Genomic DNA, 17,823 nt, shown 5'->3' on the forward strand with positions numbered 1-17,823 from the left:
TTTTTATGATAAAACGAACGTTAAAACAAATTGAACAAATGACGAATGGTACAGGGTTAGTAGAGGAATATGCCGAAATTATTGTACAGGGCGTATCAATTGATACACGAAAAATTGAAAAGAGTAATTTATATGTTCCGATTCAGGGCGAGCGTTTCGATGGACATTCTTTTGTAGAGAAAGCAATTGAAAATGGTGCTGTAGCTACACTTTGGAAAAAGGATGTACAAAATCCACCTACTAATATACCGGTGATTTTTGTAGAGGATACTCTATCCGCGTTGCAAACATTAGCGAAAAGTTATCGTGATCAGCTAGATGTGAAAGTTATAGGTGTAACAGGAAGTAATGGTAAAACGTCTACGAAAGATATTGTAACAAGCCTCCTTGCAACTAAATTTAAGGTTCAAAAAACAGAGGGAAACTTTAATAACCATATCGGTTTGCCGCTTACTATTTTAAGCTTAGAAGAAAATACAGAAATGGCTGTATTGGAGATGGGGATGTCTAGCCGAGGTGAAATTGAATTTTTATCTAAGTTAGCTCGCCCCAATGCTGCGATTATTACCAATATTGGGGAAGCACATTTGATGGATTTAGGTTCTCGTGATGCGATTGCTGAGGCGAAACTTGAAATCGTGACTGGTTTACAAGAAGGTGGAGTATTTGTATACAATGGGGATGAACCTCTATTAACAAATCGTGTTCCACAGATGAATTTATCAGCAGAAACTGTTACGTTTGGTGATGCGAGAGCAAATGATTATTATCCCACTTCAGTAACATTGCAAGCAACGGGGACGTATTTTAAAATGAATCAGGATGAGAATATTGTATTTTATCTTCCGGTTCTTGGGAAACATAATGTATATAATACGCTCGCATCAATGGCGATTGCGAAATACTTCGGTGTAACATGGGAAGAAATGAAACAGGGTTTAGTAACACTTCAAATGACAGGCATGCGTATGGAAATTGTGAAAGCAGAAAATGGGTTAACAATTATTAATGATGCATATAATGCAAGTCCAACAGCTATGGAAGCTGCATTTCATTTAATGAATGGTTTAGATGGATTTTCTAAAAAAGTTGTTGTTCTTGGTGATATGTTAGAACTTGGAAACCAAGAAGTACAATTTCATTACGAAGTAGGTAAGCTGATTGATCCAGCTCGAATTTCCTATGTATTTACGTACGGTAGACTAGGTACTCAAATTGCTGAAGGGGCAAAAATTAACTTCCCTAATGAACGTGTAAAAGCATATGACAATAAAGAAGAACTTGTGAAAGATTTAAAAGCAATCATTGATGTGAAAGACGTTGTATTAGTGAAAGCATCTCGTGGAATGAAGTTAGAAGAAGTTATTACGATGTTGAAATAATTGGTGCGTGTAAATAGGGATGACAGATACAAAAATAGTGGAAACTGCTAATAAGCGCTTACAGTAAAAAAATGAAAAATAAAAGTAAAGAAAAAAGCTCTTTATATGAAATAAGGTAACAGTTGGGTTTGCTTTTTGCACATACAAAACTTATAATTGATAAAGTGTAATAACGTTTAGAAGTATTTTCGTGAAGAATATACGCCCGTTTATATACGTGAGAATTCAGGAAAAGGGCTTTTCCGCAAGTTCGGAAAATGCCTTTTTTTAAATGATAAGTATAGGATAGAAAAGGAGAAGTAACATTGACAACATTTCGAGAATTAGGATTAAGTGAGTCTTTACTGCAATCTGTTGAAAGTATGGGCTTTGAAGAGGCTACGCCGATCCAAGCTGAAACAATTCCACATGCATTGCAAGGTAAAGATATTATTGGGCAAGCGCAAACAGGTACAGGGAAAACAGCAGCATTTGGATTGCCACTATTAGACAAAGTGGATACACATAAAGAATCAGTTCAAGGTATTGTTATCGCGCCAACGCGTGAATTAGCAATTCAGGTTGGAGAAGAGCTTTACAAAATTGGTAAGCATAAACGCGTTCGTATTTTACCAATCTATGGTGGCCAAGATATTAACCGCCAAATTCGTGCTCTAAAAAAACACCCACACATTATTGTTGGTACGCCGGGACGTATTTTAGATCACATTAACCGTAAAACACTTCGTCTACAAAACGTAGAAACTGTTGTTCTTGACGAAGCAGATGAAATGTTAAACATGGGCTTCATTGAAGATATTGAAGCAATTTTAACAGATGTGCCAGAAACACACCAAACATTATTATTCTCAGCAACAATGCCAGACCCAATCCGTCGCATTGCTGAGCGTTTCATGACTGAACCTCAACACATTAAAGTAAAAGCAAAAGAAGTAACAATGCCAAACATTCAGCAGTTCTATTTAGAAGTGCAAGAAAAGAAAAAGTTTGACGTATTAACACGCTTATTAGATATTCAATCTCCAGAGCTTGCAATCGTATTCGGTCGCACAAAGCGCCGTGTTGATGAATTATCGGAAGCATTAAACTTACGTGGTTATGCAGCAGAAGGTATTCATGGTGATTTAACACAAGCGAAACGTATGTCTGTACTACGTAAATTTAAAGAAGGTTCTATCGAAGTTCTTGTTGCAACAGACGTTGCAGCGCGTGGTCTTGATATTTCAGGTGTAACACACGTATACAACTTCGATATTCCACAAGATCCAGAATCGTATGTTCACCGTATTGGTCGTACTGGCCGTGCTGGTAAAAAAGGTATTGCAATGCTATTTGTAACACCACGTGAATCAGGACAATTAAAAAATATCGAGCGTACAACAAAACGTAAAATGGACCGCATGAATGCACCGACACTTGACGAAGCATTAGAAGGTCAACAACGTTTAATTGCAGAAAAACTTCAAAGCACAATTGAAAGTGATAACTTATCATACTACAAGCGTATTGCAGAAGAAATGTTAGAAGAGAATGACTCTGTAACAGTAGTAGCTGCTGCTTTAAAAATGATGACAAAAGAGCCAGATACAACTCCAATCGCTTTAACATCAGAACCACCAGTTGTTTCAAGAGGTGGCGGTTCTAAAAAACGCGGTGGTAACGGAAGTGGATACCGTGATGGTAACCGTAACCGTAGTCGTGATGGACGCGGCGGAGATGGTCGTAATCGTGATCGTAACCGTGATGGTCGTAATCGTGACGGTAACCGTGATGGTAACCGCAACCGTGGTGGTCGTAAAGGTGAAGGTCAAGGTCGCCCAGGATCTTCAAATGGACGCGGCGAAAGAAAACATCATAGCCGTAAACCACAAGCTTAATAAAAGAGAGGATGTCCCCAAAGGACATTCTCTTTTTTTATTTATGTAATTGTACATACTACATAGTAAGTTGTATAGAAAAGAGGTGTTTTATGCTTGTAAGACTTGGCTATGTGGCAATGAGTGTACACTTGAAAAATGCATCTCCGTCTCAAACAATGACATATGCGCAGTTTCAGCGTATGAAGGATCGAGAAGCGGCGATTCATAAACTTGAGAGAATTGCTAATTCTAATTTAGAAAATTGTTTGCGGCTATTAAAACATAATAAGGGGCATGATATATCTTTTTTTCGGCTTAGCTCAAAATTAATTCCTTTAGCAAATCATGAAGAATTGCTGGATTGGAACTATATTCGTCCCTTAAAGGAGAATTTAAAAGCATTAGGTGAATTTGCACATCAGATGAAGATGAGGCTCGATTTTCATCCGGATCATTTTGTTGTATTGAATTCTCCGCAAGAAAACATTTTTAAACAGTCAATAAAGACGCTTCAAATGCATCGAAAGTTGCTAAAAGGAATGGGGATAAAGCGAGGGCATCGCTGTGTGTTACATGTTGGTGGTGGATATGATGATAAAGAGCTTGCGTTAGAACGTTTTATTGAAAATTGGTCAAACGTTCCTGTGAGTATTCAAGAAATGATTATGTTAGAAAATGATGATACGACCTTTTCATTAAAAGAAACATTATATTTAGGTGAAAAATTGGCAGTTCCGGTTGTGTTTGATTTGCATCATCATATGATGAATAACGATGAAGAAGATTGGTATGAAAATTGGGAACGTGTAGTGGATACTTGGAAAACATCTTTATTGCCAATCAAAATGCATATTTCCAGCCCGAGAGAAGGAAATGACCCTAGAGCACACGCAGATTTTATTAATGTAGACACATTTTTATCATTTTTACAGAAGATCAAAGGTAGTGTTTCGCGAATTGATTGTATGATTGAAGCCAAAAAGAAGGATGAGTCGGTATTTCAACTAGTACGAGATCTTGGTACAAAACCAGAGGTGGAAATAATCGATGGTGGGAGCTTTTTTATTAAATAAGCTCTACACCATCGATTTTTTTGTTAAAAATGGGGTGCAAATACCACCGATTAGTAATCCAGTTAAATGGCTAATAGGGTTAGCGGAAGGATTAAAGAAGGTGAAAAGAAGTAATAAAAAGATAATTGCAGAAAAGAAAACTAACTCTTTTGGCTGATAAGATTGAGAGCGGCTATATAAAAGGAAAAGCTGTGCACCAAGTAATCCAAAAATTCCACCTGATGCGCCGGCATGAATATACCCGATAGGCATAATCATATAAGAAAAAATATTGCCACTAATGCCAGCGGTGAGAAATAAAATAGGGAAGCGAACGCTACCTAGCTGTTCTTCGATAGATTGACCGAGAAGAAGTAAACAAATACTATTGGAAAGAAAGTGTTGAAAATCTACATGTATAAATAGTGAGGTTATAAATCGCCACCATTCTCCCTTAGAAATATATTCATTGTAAGCAGCTAAAGTAGAGAAGAAAAAATTTCCTAGTATCATCATGATGAGTTGCAAGCAAAGTAAAGCGAGAACGACAGGTTGTAAGGTAGTCCGAATACGTGTCATGGGCATTTTATATTTTCACTCCTTTTGCATCAGAAAGATTCTCTGTTATTCTTACAATATGAATGAAGGAAGATAAATAGAAGAAGGGGACTGTTGAAATGATTATAGGGATTGGAATTGATATTATCGAACTAAATCGAATTGAAAAAATGCTAGATGGAAAGCTTAAATTTATGGAACGTATTTTAACTGAGGAAGAACGTAATGTTGCTTCTGAATTAAAAGGAAATCGTCTTGTAGAATTTGTAGCGGGAAGGTTTGCAGCGAAAGAAGCATACTCTAAAGCGATTGGAACTGGTATTGGGAAAGAGGTGAGTTTTTTAGATATTGAAATAAAAAATGATGAAAGAGGTAAACCAGTTCTCACGGCGAATACGGAGCATATCGTTCATTTATCAATTAGCCATAGTAGAGAATTTGCAGTGGCTCAGGTTGTTTTAGAAAGCTCGTCACGCTAGTCTGCATATTTTATATCTTTGTCTCATATATTTGAGTTAGCGATAAGGAAGAAGTATCTTCCATTCATTTATAGGGGCAAGGGGGATGAAATGATGAAAAGGCGGCTATTTTTAGTTATTGTCGGTTTATTGACCGTTTTCGTGTTAGCAGGTTGTATGGAAAAGAAGCAGGAAGATGTTTTGCGAGATTTAGAAGCGAAGGTTAAGAATATGAAGAGCTATCAAGCTGAAGCAAAATTATCTATTAAAACGGGGAATGAACCACAAGAGTATAATGTGGAAGTGTGGCATAAGGAACCTTCTTATTATCGTGTGAATTTGAAGAATGCGAAGAAGGATCAGAGTCAAATCATTTTAAGAAATAATGAAGGTGTATTTGTATTAACACCATCCCTTAATAAAAGTTTTCGGTTCCAAAGCGACTGGCCGCAAAATAGCAGTCAGGCTTATTTATATGAATCACTTGTAAGAGATATTTTAACTGATAAAAATCTTTCATTTAAGAAAACGGATAAATATTATGTGTTTCAGACAAAAACGAATTATCACCATCAAAATATGCTACCAAAGCAAGAAATTAAATTTAATAAAAGTGATTTAGCTCCTGTTTCGGTAAAATTGATGGATAATGATCAAAATGTTTTTGTGAAAGTAGAATTCTCAAAAGTGAAGTTTGATACAAAGTTTGATAAGGGTGCATTTGATACGAAACAAAATATGTCTCGGGCACAAGTAGATGTGCAAACGACTGCGAAAGAAGATAAACCATTTGCTGTTCTATATCCAAGTGATACTCCGCAGGGGATGGTTTTAAACGAAGAGAAAGAGTTAAAGACGGCAAGTGGCAAGCGTGCGATACTCACATACACTGGAAACAAGAAATCCTTTACATTGATACAAGAAAAAGCGAAGGTTGCTGAAGCTTCAGCGTCAATAAGTGTAAGTGGAGAGTTAGTTGATCTAGGCTTTACAATTGGAGCGCTAACAAAAGACTCACTAACATGGTCTCATAATGGAGTGGAATATATGCTCGTGTCTAAAGGTTTGAAAACAGATGAGCTGTTAATGGTAGCTCGTTCTGTTGCAGAAAAACAGGTGAAATAAACTTTTTAGACGTGGTGATATATATGCGCCACGTTTTTTTTGTCTTTGGGAATGGATTTCATAAAAAGATGAATATAAAAGAATGAGCTTCGCATATCGTATACAAGGAAGTGCTTTTTATGGAAGAATCAGCGTTTTACCATGATACGTGGGTAGAAGTGAATTTGGATGCAATCTATAACAATGTAACAAACATCAAAGAAATTGTACCAGAAGATGTAGAGATTTTTGCTGTAGTGAAAGCAAACGCATATGGACATGATCATGTTCCAGTAGCAAGAACAGCGCTAGAAGCAGGTGCAACAAGATTAGCATTTGCTTTTTTAGATGAGGCACTAGTGCTTAGGTGAGCTGGGATTACTGCACCAATTTTAGTAATAGGTCCTTCACCGCCACGTGATCTGAATGTTGCTGCTGAGAATGATGTAGCGCTAACTGTTTTTCAAAAGGAATGGGTTGAAGAGGCGATAGAAATTTGGGATAGCCCGTTCCCTATGAAGTTTCATATTAATTTCGATAGTGGTATGGGTAGGATTGGGATTCGTGAATGTAAAGAGCTAAAGGAATTCTTGAACAGCTTAGAAGATGCCCCGTTTTTAGAATTGGAAGGGGTATATACGCATTTTGCAACAGCGGATGAAGTGGAGACATCTTACTTTGATAAGCAGTATAACACTTTTTTAGAGCAACTTAGTTGGTTGAAAGCATTTGGGGTGAACCCAACATTTATTCATACGGCATGGAGAAGTGGTAAAAGTAATAAACTATTTAAATGATATATAAATAAACATCTTAATAATGGTTATGACCTATAAAAATAATCCGTGGGGGGGGTTGACTATCAGTGAATGTTGCAGGCCTCCATTAATGGAAAGTTCGCATTGTTTTTTGTTAAGAAAGAGATAAAAAGTAGATGAGAGTGAATGTTTTGTTGGGGAATTGGAAAACATAAACAGGGAATAAGGAAGTCTTTGCAACAGGCTCCATACAATGGTATTATTACAATAGGTGTCATATATATTTGGGTGTGTAGTTGACGGTGGAGGTGTATTTTTGTGTCCGAATCAAGTGTAACTACTGAAATCGTGGTTCGGTTGCCGAAGCAAGTGGTAACGGAATTGGACGGAATTGGAAAACAAGAGAATAAGAATCGCCATGAACTAATTTGCCAGGCAACACAACTGTTATTGCGTCAACATAAGACGAAGAAACGCTACCAACATGAATCAATGCGACGTGGGTACATTGAAATGGGAAAAATTAATCTTGGTATTGCATCTGAAGCTTTCTTAGCAGAGTATGAAGCAGCTCATACAGTAGAACGCTTAGTTAGCGGGGGGTAATATTTTGATTGTAAAACGCGGCGACGTGTATTTTGCAGACCTTTCCCCAGTTGTTGGTTCTGAGCAAGGAGGCGTTCGTCCGGTTCTTGTCATTCAAAATGACATCGGGAATCGTTTTAGTCCGACTGTGATTGTAGCGGCTATTACTGCACAGATTCAGAAAGCAAAATTGCCCACGCATGTGGAAATTGATGCGAAAAAGTACGGGTTTGAGAGGGATTCTGTTATCTTGCTCGAGCAGATTCGAACAATCGATAAGCAACGCTTAACGGACAAAATCACTCATTTAGATGAGGTGATGATGAGTCGTGTAGATGAAGCTTTACAAATTAGTTTAGGACTAATAGATTTTTAAATCGGCAGTTTAAGTTGCTCTTTTTTAGGGGCAACTTTTTTTATTAGAGGAGGTTTCGGTTGTATATGGAAATGGTAGATAATCGGCAAGGGTTAATGAAAATGTTAGTGAAAGAATTAGGCTTTACAGAAAAGCAGGTTCGTCATGTGATTCAATTAACAGAAGAAGGTAACACAGTTCCATTTATTGCTCGTTACCGAAAGGAATGGACAGGCTCTTTAGATGAAGTGCAAATTCGTGCCATCTTAGAAAGATGGCAATATATGATGCAACTTGAAGATCGAAAAGAAGAGGTTCTTCGTCTCATTCATGAAAAGGGAAAATTAACCGAAGAGTTGCATCAGCATATTATATCTGCAACAAAACTACAAGAAGTGGAAGACTTGTACCGCCCGTATAAAGAAAAAAGAAGAACGAAAGCGACGATTGCTAAGGATAAGGGGCTTGAGCCTTTAGCTGAATGGTTACTTCTGTTTGCGAAAGAAGACCCAAAAGCTAAGGCGAAAGAGTTTGTTAATGCTGAGAAAGAAGTGCAATCTGTCCAAGAAGCATTGCAAGGTGCGCAGGATATTATTGCAGAACTTGTATCAGATGATGCGGCGTATCGTAGTTGGATTCGTAATGTTACCTTTAGAAAAGGAATGATTGCGTCTTCTGTAAAAGATGAAGAAAAAGATGAAAAAAATATATATGAGATGTATTACGGCTATGAAGAGCCGTTGCAAAGGGTTGTGCCTCATCGTGTATTAGCTATGAATCGTGGTGAGAAAGAAGAGGTTCTAAAAGTTTCTGTTGTCTCACCGGTTGAAGAGATTGTTCGTTTTTTACATCAAAAGGTGATTCGAGATGTTTCTTCTAAAAGTGCAGAATATGTACAATTAGCGATTGAAGATGGATATAAGAGGTTAATACAGCCATCAATTGAAAGGGAAATTCGAAAAGAATTAACTGAAACAGCAGAAGAACAAGCAATTCATATTTTCTCTGAGAATTTACGTAATTTATTATTACAGCCACCAATGAAAGGGAAAGTGGTATTAGCGGTAGATCCTGCGTATCGAACAGGTTGTAAGTTATCAGTGGTAGATGATACAGGGAAAGTTCTGTATATTGGTGTTATTTATCCGCATCCACCTGTTCGGAAGTATGAAGATGCAAAAGAAAAAGTTATTTCTATTATAGATAAATATCAAGTTCAGATGATTGCGATTGGAAATGGTACAGCCTCTAGGGAAACAGAAGAGTTTATAGTGGATGTCTTACAATTAGTGCCGCAAGATGTATTTTATATTATTGTCAACGAAGCGGGTGCTAGTGTATATTCAGCTTCTGATTTAGCTCGTGAAGAATTTCCGGATTTGCAAGTTGAAGAAAGAAGTGCCGTTTCGATTGGAAGACGTCTACAAGATCCGCTTGCAGAACTTGTGAAAATTGATCCGAAATCAGTTGGGGTAGGACAATATCAACATGATGTATCACAAAAGAGATTAAATGAATCATTAACATTTGTTGTGGAAACAGCTGTTAACCAAGTAGGAGTGAACGTGAATACGGCCTCTGTAGCACTATTACAATACGTTTCTGGATTATCAAAAACAGTTGCGAAAAATATTGTAAACAAACGTGAAGAAGACGGGAAATTTACTAAGCGTACAGAATTAAAGAAAATACCACGATTAGGTGCTAAAACGTATGAACAATGTATTGGTTTTTTACGTATATTAGAAGGTGAAAATCCACTTGATAGAACAAGTATTCATCCAGAGCAGTATAAAAATGTTGAATTATTATTAAAAAGTTTAGGATTATCGATTGATGATGTAGGACAACCGCATTTGCAAAAGTGTTTAGAAGGAGTGGAGCTTTCTAAATTATCTCAAGCGACGAATATTGGTGAGCCGACATTAATCGATATTATAGATGCTTTAATTAGTCCAGAACGAGATATGCGTGATGAATTGCCAAAGCCACTTTTGAAAAAGGGAATTCTCAAATTAGAAGATTTAAAGCGCGGTATGGAGTTAGAAGGAACGGTGCGAAATGTTGTTGACTTCGGTGCATTTGTTGATATTGGTGTGAAACAAGATGGTTTAGTACATATTTCTAAACTGAGCAAACAGTTTGTGAAGCATCCGTTAGATGTGGTGTCTGTCGGGCAGATTGTAAAAGTATGGGTAGATGATGTTGATATGAAGAAAGGGCGTGTTGCCTTATCGATGTTACCTATTGAATAGTGATGGAAGTAGGTATAACATTGCTTTTTTTTCATGAACGGATGTTAGTAAAAATTTAAATAGTGGGGGTTCTTCAGCCCCCACTGATTAAACATTCACTTTATCAGGAATTTTGATGCGTTCTGCTATAATAAAACCAGCACTCATTTAACAACTTAATTTGATACCGGTTTTTTTCGAAATATGCACGTTGCATTTGTTTTCGGAGCCATGTAGGCATAAGAATCCCTCCTTGTTTAATCCGGCTCTAACAAGCAGCTCCCTACACACTAAGATAAGATTCAAAGTAAGTGAAAAACTCAATCTTAGGAACTGCTTATAAGAGTTTGGTTAGCGAAGTTCCATGAATAGATGTGGAAGAGGCTAGTTCATAGAAGTTGCGCTTTTTGAATGAGGATGGGTATATGTACTATTTAATATATGTATAAGAAAGAAGAAAAGTGTAAGTTTATTTTTAGTTTTTAGGGGGATGAAAATGAATGGAAAAGAAATTCAAAGACTTGTAGAAGAAATATCGTTGCAATATTTCGGGAGGGCTTTTTTACATAAAGCAATGTTCAATAAACGACTACGTACAACTGGTGGAAGGTATTTGCTCAGAAGTCATAATATAGAATTAAACTATCGTCATTACGAAGTGTATGGAAAAGAAGAATTAATTGGCATTATTAAGCATGAGTTGTGCCATTATCATTTGCACATTATGGGGAGAGGGTATCAACATCGAGATCGAGATTTTCGTCAGTTATTAAAAGAGGTTGGAGCCCCTAGATTTTGTAAGAGAATAACAGGTGAGAGAACAGAGCCTAAAACACATGTGTATGAATGCATGGAATGTACGCTTCAATATGTAAGAAGGCGTCAAATCAATACAAAAAGATATGTTTGCGGAAAGTGTAAGGGGAAATTAAAAGAGATAAAAAACACCTTGACAGTTAAAAATCAATCCAGTATATTATAAACATGTCACGTTTGTACAAGATGTTGTATAAATGACTTGACTTACAATATGAATTTTTATAAGATGTAAATTGTCTTTCTTATTCCGCAGTAGCTCAGTGGTAGAGCTATCGGCTGTTAACCGATCGGTCGTAGGTTCGAGTCCTACCTGCGGAGCCATACAGAGAAGTACCCAAGTGGCTCAAGGGGCTCCCCTGCTAAGGGAGTAGATCGCTAACGCGGTGCGAGGGTTCGAATCCCTTCTTCTCTGCCATTTTATTGGCCCGTTGGTCAAGTGGTTAAGACACCGCCCTTTCACGGCGGTAACACGGGTTCGAATCCCGTACGGGTCACCACTTTTGGAGGATTAGCTCAGCTGGGAGAGCACCTGCCTTACAAGCAGGGGGTCGGCGGTTCGATCCCGTCATCCTCCACCATATATAAATAGTATCGTCGCGGGGTGGAGCAGTCCGGTAGCTCGTCGGGCTCATAACCCGAAGGTCGCAGGTTCAAATCCTGTCCCCGCAACCAAATGGTCCCGTGGTGTAGTGGTTAACATGCCTGCCTGTCACGCAGGAGATCGCCGGTTCGACCCCGGTCGGGACCGCCATTTTAACTGCTGCTATTGAGCAGTTGTTTTTTATTGCTTATTGTGATATGATGTTTTTTGTCGCTAAATAAAGAATGTTTTTTGATGGGCTATAGCCAAGCGGTAAGGCAACGGACTTTGACTCCGTCATGCGCTGGTTCGAATCCAGCTAGCCCAGCCATTTACGAGCCATTAGCTCAGTTGGTAGAGCATCTGACTTTTAATCAGAGGGTCGAAGGTTCGAGTCCTTCATGGCTCACTCTTTTTTATTTCCGCGGGTGTGGCGGAATTGGCAGACGCACCAGACTTAGGATCTGGCGCCTTTGGCGTGGGGGTTCGACTCCCTTCACCCGCATATGCGGTCGTGGCGGAATGGCAGACGCGCTAGGTTGAGGGCCTAGTGGGGGAAACCCCGTGGAGGTTCAAGTCCTCTCGGCCGCACCAAAGAAAAAATAAAAAAGTACTTGCATTAGAAAAACTAATGTGATAAGATAATTGAGTCGCTGAAAAACAACGACGACAAAACAACTAGATTAAGCGCCCGTAGCTCAATTGGATAGAGCGTTTGACTACGGATCAAAAGGTTAGGGGTTCGAGTCCTCTCGGGCGCGCCATTACGGGAAGTGGCTCAGCTTGGTAGAGCACCTGGTTTGGGACCAGGGGGTCGCAGGTTCAAATCCTGTCTTCCCGACCACGCGGGTGTAGTTTAGTGGTAAAACAAGAGCCTTCCAAGCTCTGGTCGAGAGTTCGATTCTCTTCACCCGCTTTTAGTTCTTTGAAAACTGAACGAAACAAACAACGTGAAACGTCAATTTTTATTTTAGATGCTAGACAAACTAACTTTATTGGAGAGTTTGATCCTGGCTCAGGATGAACGCTGGCGGCGTGCCTAATACATGCAAGTCGAGCGAATGGATTAAGAGCTTGCTCTTATGAAGTTAGCGGCGGACGGGTGAGTAACACGTGGGTAACCTGCCCATAAGACTGGGATAACTCCGGGAAACCGGGGCTAATACCGGATAACATTTTGCGCTGCATGGCGCGAAATTGAAAGGCGGCTTCGGCTGTCACTTATGGATGGACCCGCGTCGCATTAGCTAGTTGGTGAGGTAACGGCTCACCAAGGCAACGATGCGTAGCCGACCTGAGAGGGTGATCGGCCACACTGGGACTGAGACACGGCCCAGACTCCTACGGGAGGCAGCAGTAGGGAATCTTCCGCAATGGACGAAAGTCTGACGGAGCAACGCCGCGTGAGTGATGAAGGCTTTCGGGTCGTAAAACTCTGTTGTTAGGGAAGAACAAGTGCTAGTTGAATAAGCTGGCACCTTGACGGTACCTAACCAGAAAGCCACGGCTAACTACGTGCCAGCAGCCGCGGTAATACGTAGGTGGCAAGCGTTATCCGGAATTATTGGGCGTAAAGCGCGCGCAGGTGGTTTCTTAAGTCTGATGTGAAAGCCCACGGCTCAACCGTGGAGGGTCATTGGAAACTGGGAGACTTGAGTGCAGAAGAGGAAAGTGGAATTCCATGTGTAGCGGTGAAATGCGTAGAGATATGGAGGAACACCAGTGGCGAAGGCGACTTTCTGGTCTGTAACTGACACTGAGGCGCGAAAGCGTGGGGAGCAAACAGGATTAGATACCCTGGTAGTCCACGCCGTAAACGATGAGTGCTAAGTGTTAGAGGGTTTCCGCCCTTTAGTGCTGAAGTTAACGCATTAAGCACTCCGCCTGGGGAGTACGGCCGCAAGGCTGAAACTCAAAGGAATTGACGGGGGCCCGCACAAGCGGTGGAGCATGTGGTTTAATTCGAAGCAACGCGAAGAACCTTACCAGGTCTTGACATCCTCTGACAACCCTAGAGATAGGGCTTCCCCTTCGGGGGCAGAGTGACAGGTGGTGCATGGTTGTCGTCAGCTCGTGTCGTGAGATGTTGGGTTAAGTCCCGCAACGAGCGCAACCCTTGATCTTAGTTGCCATCATTAAGTTGGGCACTCTAAGGTGACTGCCGGTGACAAACCGGAGGAAGGTGGGGATGACGTCAAATCATCATGCCCCTTATGACCTGGGCTACACACGTGCTACAATGGACGGTACAAAGAGCTGCAAGACCGCGAGGTGGAGCTAATCTCATAAAACCGTTCTCAGTTCGGATTGTAGGCTGCAACTCGCCTACATGAAGCTGGAATCGCTAGTAATCGCGGATCAGCATGCCGCGGTGAATACGTTCCCGGGCCTTGTACACACCGCCCGTCACACCACGAGAGTTTGTAACACCCGAAGTCGGTGGGGTAACCTTTTGGAGCCAGCCGCCTAAGGTGGGACAGATGATTGGGGTGAAGTCGTAACAAGGTAGCCGTATCGGAAGGTGCGGCTGGATCACCTCCTTTCTATGGAGAATTGATGAACGCTGTTCATCAATATAAGTTTCCGTGTTTCGTTTTGTTCAGTTTTGAGAGAACTATCTCTCAGAAATAAATGTATGTTCTTTGAAAACTAGATAACAGTGTAGCTCATATTTTTTAATTTTAGTTTGGTTAAGTTAGAAAGGGCGCACGGTGGATGCCTTGACACTAGGAGTCGATGAAGGACGGGACTAACGCCGATATGCTTCGGGGAGCTGTAAGTAAGCTTTGATCCGAAGATTTCCGAATGGGGAAACCCACCATACGTAATGGTATGGTATCCTTATCTGAATACATAGGGTAAGGAAGACAGACCCAGGGAACTGAAACATCTAAGTACCTGGAGGAAGAGAAAGCAAATGCGATTTCCTGAGTAGCGGCGAGCGAAACGGAATCTAGCCCAAACCAAGAGGCTTGCCTCTTGGGGTTGTAGGACATTCTATACGGAGTTACAAAGGAACGAGGTAGACGAAGCAGTCTGGAAAGGCTCGTCACAGAGGGTAACAACCCCGTAGTCGAAACTTCGTTCTCTCTTGAATGTATCCTGAGTACGGCGGAACACGTGAAATTCCGTCGGAATCCGGGAGGACCATCTCCCAAGGCTAAATACTCCCTAGTGATCGATAGTGAACCAGTACCGTGAGGGAAAGGTGAAAAGCACCCCGGAAGGGGAGTGAAAGAGATCCTGAAACCGTGTGCCTACAAATAGTCAGAGCCCGTTAACGGGTGATGGCGTGCCTTTTGTAGAATGAACCGGCGAGTTACGATCCCGTGCGAGGTTAAGCTGAAGAGGCGGAGCCGTAGCGAAAGCGAGTCTGAATAGGGCGTTTAGTACGTGGTCGTAGACCCGAAACCAGGTGATCTACCCATGTCCAGGGTGAAGTTCAGGTAACACTGAATGGAGGCCCGAACCCACGCACGTTGAAAAGTGCGGGGATGAGGTGTGGGTAGCGGAGAAATTCCAATCGAACCTGGAGATAGCTGGTTCTCCCCGAAATAGCTTTAGGGCTAGCCTCAAGTGTTAGAGTCTTGGAGGTAGAGCACTGATTGGACTAGGGGTCCTCATCGGATTACCGAATTCAGTCAAACTCCGAATGCCAATGACTTATCCTTGGGAGTCAGACTGCGAGTGATAAGATCCGTAGTCAAAAGGGAAACAGCCCAGACCGCCAGCTAAGGTCCCAAAGTGTGTATTAAGTGGAAAAGGATGTGGAGTTGCTTAGACAACTAGGATGTTGGCTTAGAAGCAGCCACCATTTAAAGAGTGCGTAATAGCTCACTAGTCGAGTGACTCTGCGCCGAAAATGTACCGGGGCTAAATACACCACCGAAGCTGCGGATTGATACTTACGTATCAGTGGTAGGGGAGCGTTCTAAGGACAGTGAAGTCAGACCGGAAGGACTGGTGGAGTGCTTAGAAGTGAGAATGCCGGTATGAGTAGCGAAAGACGGGTGAGAATCCCGTCCACCGAATGCCTAAGGTTTCCTGAGGAAGGCTCGTCCGCTCAGGGTTAGTCAGGACCTAAGCCGAGGCCGACAGGCGTAGGCGATGGACAACAGGTTGATATTCCTGTACCACCTCTTTATCGTTTGAGCAATGGAGGGACGCAGAAGGATAGAAGAAGCGTGCGATTGGTTGTGCACGTCCAAGCAGTTAGGCTGATAAGTAGGCAAATCCGCTTATCGTGAAGGCTGAGCTGTGATGGGGAAGCTCCTTATGGAGCGAAGTCTTTGATTCCCCGCTGCCAAGAAAAGCTTCTAGCGAGATAAAAGGTGCCTGTACCGCAAACCGACACAGGTAGGCGAGGAGAGAATCCTAAGGTGAGCGAGAGAACTCTGGTTAAGGAACTCGGCAAAATGACCCCGTAACTTCGGGAGAAGGGGTGCTTTCTTAACGGAAAGCCGCAGTGAATAGGCCCAAGCGACTGTTTAGCAAAAACACAGGTCTCTGCGAAGCCGTAAGGCGAAGTATAGGGGCTGACACCTGCCCGGTGCTGGAAGGTTAAGGAGAGGGGTTAGCGCAAGCGAAGCTCTGAACTGAAGCCCCAGTAAACGGCGGCCGTAACTATAACGGTCCTAAGGTAGCGAAATTCCTTGTCGGGTAAGTTCCGACCCGCACGAAAGGTGTAACGATTTGGGCACTGTCTCAACCAGAGACTCGGTGAAATTATAGTACCTGTGAAGATGCAGGTTACCCGCGACAGGACGGAAAGACCCCGTGGAGCTTTACTGTAGCCTGATATTGAATTTTGGTACAGCTTGTACAGGATAGGCGGGAGCCTTTGAAGCCGGAGCGCTAGCTTCGGTGGAGGCGCTGGTGGGATACCGCCCTGGCTGTATTGAAATTCTAACCTACGGGTCTTATCGACCCGGGAGACAGTGTCAGGTGGGCAGTTTGACTGGGGCGGTCGCCTCCTAAAGTGTAACGGAGGCGCCCAAAGGTTCCCTCAGAATGGTTGGAAATCATTCGTAGAGTGCAAAGGCATAAGGGAGCTTGACTGCGAGACCTACAAGTCGAGCAGGGACGAAAGTCGGGCTTAGTGATCCGGTGGTTCCGCATGGAAGGGCCATCGCTCAACGGATAAAAGCTACCCCGGGGATAACAGGCTTATCTCCCCCAAGAGTCCACATCGACGGGGAGGTTTGGCACCTCGATGTCGGCTCATCGCATCCTGGGGCTGTAGTCGGTCCCAAGGGTTGGGCTGTTCGCCCATTAAAGCGGTACGCGAGCTGGGTTCAGAACGTCGTGAGACAGTTCGGTCCCTATCCGTCGTGGGCGTAGGAAATTTGAGAGGAGCTGTCCTTAGTACGAGAGGACCGGGATGGACGCACCGCTGGTGTACCAGTTGTTCTGCCAAGGGCATAGCTGGGTAGCTATGTGCGGAAGGGATAAGTGCTGAAAGCATCTAAGCATGAAGCCCCCCTCAAGATGAGATTTCCCATAGCGTAAGCTAGTAAGATCCCTGAAAGATGATCAGGTTGATAGGTTCGAGGTGGAAGCATGGTGACATGTGGAGCTGACGAATACTAATAGATCGAGGACTTAACCATATAATATGAAGCAAATGTTATCTAGTTTTGAAGGAATATATATTTAAAATTCCTTTTGACATTCTGAAAAGAATGTGTATAATAATAAAAGTCTGGTAATGATGGCAGAGAGGTCACACCCGTTCCCATACCGAACACGGAAGTTAAGCTCTCTAGCGCCGATGGTAGTTGGGACCTTGTCCCTGTGAGAGTAGGACGTTGCCAGGCTTTATAATCGTCGCGGGGTGGAGCAGTCCGGTAGCTCGTCGGGCTCATAACCCGAAGGTCGCAGGTTCAAATCCTGTCCCCGCAACCAAATGGTCCCGTGGTGTAGTGGTTAACATGCCTGCCTGTCACGCAGGAGATCGCCGGTTCGACCCCGGTCGGGACCGCCATTTATACAAAGAAAAGAACGAAACAAGTTGTTTCGTATTTTTTTATTTATTTTTAAGAAAACTTATAAAGACAGTCAATCTTTCCTTAGGACAACT

At 42.0% G+C, this 17,823-nt stretch carries 11 protein-coding genes, 15 tRNA genes, 3 rRNA genes and 1 pseudogene; 28 read left to right on the forward strand and 2 right to left on the reverse strand.

The features are described from left to right. Positions 1 to 5 precede the first annotated feature (5 nt). The 3 genes from QRY57_RS02960 to uvsE all read left to right on the forward strand — a co-directional run bounded on the left by QRY57_RS02960 (position 6) and on the right by uvsE (position 4,314). Positions 6 to 1,382: a UDP-N-acetylmuramoyl-tripeptide--D-alanyl-D-alanine ligase gene (locus tag QRY57_RS02960; RefSeq protein WP_090694133.1), complete on the forward strand. Its 1,377-nt coding sequence runs from the start codon at positions 6 to 8 to the stop codon at positions 1,380 to 1,382. A 305-nt stretch (positions 1,383 to 1,687) separates the two neighbouring features. Beyond that, positions 1,688 to 3,259 (forward strand): degradosome RNA helicase CshA, encoded by a 1,572-nt coding sequence (gene cshA / locus QRY57_RS02965; protein WP_090694137.1) that lies wholly within the window; start codon positions 1,688 to 1,690, stop codon positions 3,257 to 3,259. Positions 3,260 to 3,351: 92 nt separating this feature from the next. After that, positions 3,352 to 4,314, forward strand: coding sequence for a UV DNA damage repair endonuclease UvsE (gene uvsE / locus QRY57_RS02970; RefSeq protein ID WP_026592770.1), 963 nt, complete (start codon positions 3,352 to 3,354; stop codon positions 4,312 to 4,314). 3 nt (positions 4,315 to 4,317) lie between these two features. Here the strand turns inward: uvsE and QRY57_RS02975 are convergent, their stop codons facing one another. Next, positions 4,318 to 4,878: a rhomboid family intramembrane serine protease gene (locus tag QRY57_RS02975; RefSeq protein WP_081811071.1), complete on the reverse strand. Its 561-nt coding sequence runs from the start codon at positions 4,876 to 4,878 to the stop codon at positions 4,318 to 4,320. Between the two features lie 92 nt (positions 4,879 to 4,970). Here QRY57_RS02975 and acpS point away from each other — a divergent pair, with 92 nt between their 5' ends. The 6 genes and pseudogenes from acpS (at position 4,971) to QRY57_RS03005 (ending at position 10,366) form a co-directional block, all read left to right on the forward strand. After that, complete coding sequence (gene acpS, locus QRY57_RS02980) at positions 4,971 to 5,330, forward strand: holo-ACP synthase (protein ID WP_026592771.1); 360 nt, start codon at positions 4,971 to 4,973, stop codon at positions 5,328 to 5,330. Between the two features lie 93 nt (positions 5,331 to 5,423). After that, complete coding sequence (locus QRY57_RS02985; protein WP_098303116.1) at positions 5,424 to 6,434, forward strand: LolA family protein; 1,011 nt, start codon at positions 5,424 to 5,426, stop codon at positions 6,432 to 6,434. Between the two features lie 119 nt (positions 6,435 to 6,553). Further along, positions 6,554 to 7,174 (forward strand): annotated as a pseudogene (gene alr, locus QRY57_RS02990) (alanine racemase); the annotation flags it as partial. A gap of 315 nt (positions 7,175 to 7,489) precedes the next feature. After that, positions 7,490 to 7,777: an antitoxin EndoAI gene (locus tag QRY57_RS02995; RefSeq protein ID WP_000004571.1), complete on the forward strand. Its 288-nt coding sequence runs from the start codon at positions 7,490 to 7,492 to the stop codon at positions 7,775 to 7,777. Positions 7,778 to 7,781: 4 nt separating this feature from the next. Beyond that, complete coding sequence (gene ndoA / locus QRY57_RS03000; protein ID WP_000635965.1) at positions 7,782 to 8,132, forward strand: type II toxin-antitoxin system endoribonuclease NdoA; 351 nt, start codon at positions 7,782 to 7,784, stop codon at positions 8,130 to 8,132. A 65-nt stretch (positions 8,133 to 8,197) separates the two neighbouring features. Then, positions 8,198 to 10,366, forward strand: coding sequence for a Tex family protein (locus QRY57_RS03005; RefSeq protein WP_286016632.1), 2,169 nt, complete (start codon positions 8,198 to 8,200; stop codon positions 10,364 to 10,366). 103 nt (positions 10,367 to 10,469) lie between these two features. On the opposite strand, the gene cmpA is transcribed toward QRY57_RS03005, so the two are convergent. Next, on the reverse strand, positions 10,470 to 10,586 hold the full coding sequence (gene cmpA / locus QRY57_RS03010; protein WP_090694145.1) for a cortex morphogenetic protein CmpA: 117 nt from the start codon (positions 10,584 to 10,586) through the stop codon (positions 10,470 to 10,472). A 255-nt stretch (positions 10,587 to 10,841) separates the two neighbouring features. Between cmpA and QRY57_RS03015 the strand changes: the two genes are divergently transcribed. From QRY57_RS03015 to QRY57_RS03105, 19 genes are all read left to right on the forward strand, one after another. Further along, the gene (locus QRY57_RS03015; protein ID WP_286016633.1) at positions 10,842 to 11,327 is read left to right on the forward strand and encodes a SprT family protein; all 486 of its coding nucleotides are present in this window, start codon (positions 10,842 to 10,844) and stop codon (positions 11,325 to 11,327) included. Positions 11,328 to 11,410: 83 nt separating this feature from the next. Next, a tRNA-Asn gene (locus QRY57_RS03020) sits at positions 11,411 to 11,485 on the forward strand. 3 nt (positions 11,486 to 11,488) lie between these two features. Further along, a tRNA-Ser gene (locus tag QRY57_RS03025) sits at positions 11,489 to 11,579 on the forward strand. Between the two features lie 7 nt (positions 11,580 to 11,586). Further along, positions 11,587 to 11,661 (forward strand) — tRNA-Glu (locus QRY57_RS03030). Between the two features lie 5 nt (positions 11,662 to 11,666). Next, a tRNA-Val gene (locus QRY57_RS03035) sits at positions 11,667 to 11,742 on the forward strand. Positions 11,743 to 11,759: 17 nt separating this feature from the next. Continuing rightward, positions 11,760 to 11,836 (forward strand) — tRNA-Met (locus QRY57_RS03040). Between the two features lie 3 nt (positions 11,837 to 11,839). After that, positions 11,840 to 11,915: transfer RNA gene (locus tag QRY57_RS03045), tRNA-Asp, on the forward strand. An 85-nt stretch (positions 11,916 to 12,000) separates the two neighbouring features. Further along, positions 12,001 to 12,075 (forward strand) — tRNA-Gln (locus QRY57_RS03050). A 5-nt stretch (positions 12,076 to 12,080) separates the two neighbouring features. After that, a tRNA-Lys gene (locus tag QRY57_RS03055) sits at positions 12,081 to 12,153 on the forward strand. A gap of 15 nt (positions 12,154 to 12,168) precedes the next feature. Next, positions 12,169 to 12,249: transfer RNA gene (locus QRY57_RS03060), tRNA-Leu, on the forward strand. A 3-nt stretch (positions 12,250 to 12,252) separates the two neighbouring features. Next, positions 12,253 to 12,338: transfer RNA gene (locus QRY57_RS03065), tRNA-Leu, on the forward strand. A 93-nt stretch (positions 12,339 to 12,431) separates the two neighbouring features. Beyond that, a tRNA-Arg gene (locus QRY57_RS03070) sits at positions 12,432 to 12,508 on the forward strand. 3 nt (positions 12,509 to 12,511) lie between these two features. Then, positions 12,512 to 12,588, forward strand: a tRNA-Pro gene (locus QRY57_RS03075). 1 nt (position 12,589) lies between these two features. Further along, positions 12,590 to 12,660, forward strand: a tRNA-Gly gene (locus QRY57_RS03080). A gap of 76 nt (positions 12,661 to 12,736) precedes the next feature. Next, positions 12,737 to 14,287: ribosomal RNA gene (locus QRY57_RS03085) — 16S ribosomal RNA — on the forward strand. 145 nt (positions 14,288 to 14,432) lie between these two features. Continuing rightward, positions 14,433 to 17,353: ribosomal RNA gene (locus QRY57_RS03090) — 23S ribosomal RNA — on the forward strand. Positions 17,354 to 17,444: 91 nt separating this feature from the next. Further along, a 5S ribosomal RNA gene (gene rrf / locus QRY57_RS03095) occupies positions 17,445 to 17,560 on the forward strand. The 16S, 23S and 5S rRNA genes sit together here with 15 tRNA genes alongside, the layout of an rRNA operon. Before the next feature lie 11 nt (positions 17,561 to 17,571). Beyond that, positions 17,572 to 17,648: transfer RNA gene (locus QRY57_RS03100), tRNA-Met, on the forward strand. Positions 17,649 to 17,651: 3 nt separating this feature from the next. After that, positions 17,652 to 17,727, forward strand: a tRNA-Asp gene (locus QRY57_RS03105). The last annotated feature ends 96 nt before the right edge of the window (positions 17,728 to 17,823 follow it).

The sequence above is a fragment of the Bacillus arachidis genome, from assembly GCF_030285945.1.
Taxonomy (GTDB): Bacteria; Bacillota; Bacilli; order Bacillales; family Bacillaceae_G; genus Bacillus_A; species Bacillus_A arachidis.

Excerpts from the sequence above, each read along its gene's own strand:
- QRY57_RS02960 (WP_090694133.1), top strand. The coding sequence starts at position 6 with ATGATAAAACGAACGTTAAAACAAATTGAACAAATGACGAATGGTACA.
- uvsE (WP_026592770.1), top strand. The coding sequence starts at position 3,352 with ATGCTTGTAAGACTTGGCTATGTGGCAATGAGTGTACACTTGAAAAAT.
- QRY57_RS02975 (WP_081811071.1), bottom strand. The coding sequence starts at position 4,878 with ATGCCCATGACACGTATTCGGACTACCTTACAACCTGTCGTTCTCGCT.
- acpS (WP_026592771.1), top strand. The coding sequence starts at position 4,971 with ATGATTATAGGGATTGGAATTGATATTATCGAACTAAATCGAATTGAA.
- QRY57_RS02985 (WP_098303116.1), top strand. The coding sequence starts at position 5,424 with ATGAAAAGGCGGCTATTTTTAGTTATTGTCGGTTTATTGACCGTTTTC.
- QRY57_RS03005 (WP_286016632.1), top strand. The coding sequence starts at position 8,198 with ATGGAAATGGTAGATAATCGGCAAGGGTTAATGAAAATGTTAGTGAAA.
- cmpA (WP_090694145.1), bottom strand. The coding sequence starts at position 10,586 with ATGCCTACATGGCTCCGAAAACAAATGCAACGTGCATATTTCGAAAAA.
- QRY57_RS03015 (WP_286016633.1), top strand. The coding sequence starts at position 10,842 with ATGAATGGAAAAGAAATTCAAAGACTTGTAGAAGAAATATCGTTGCAA.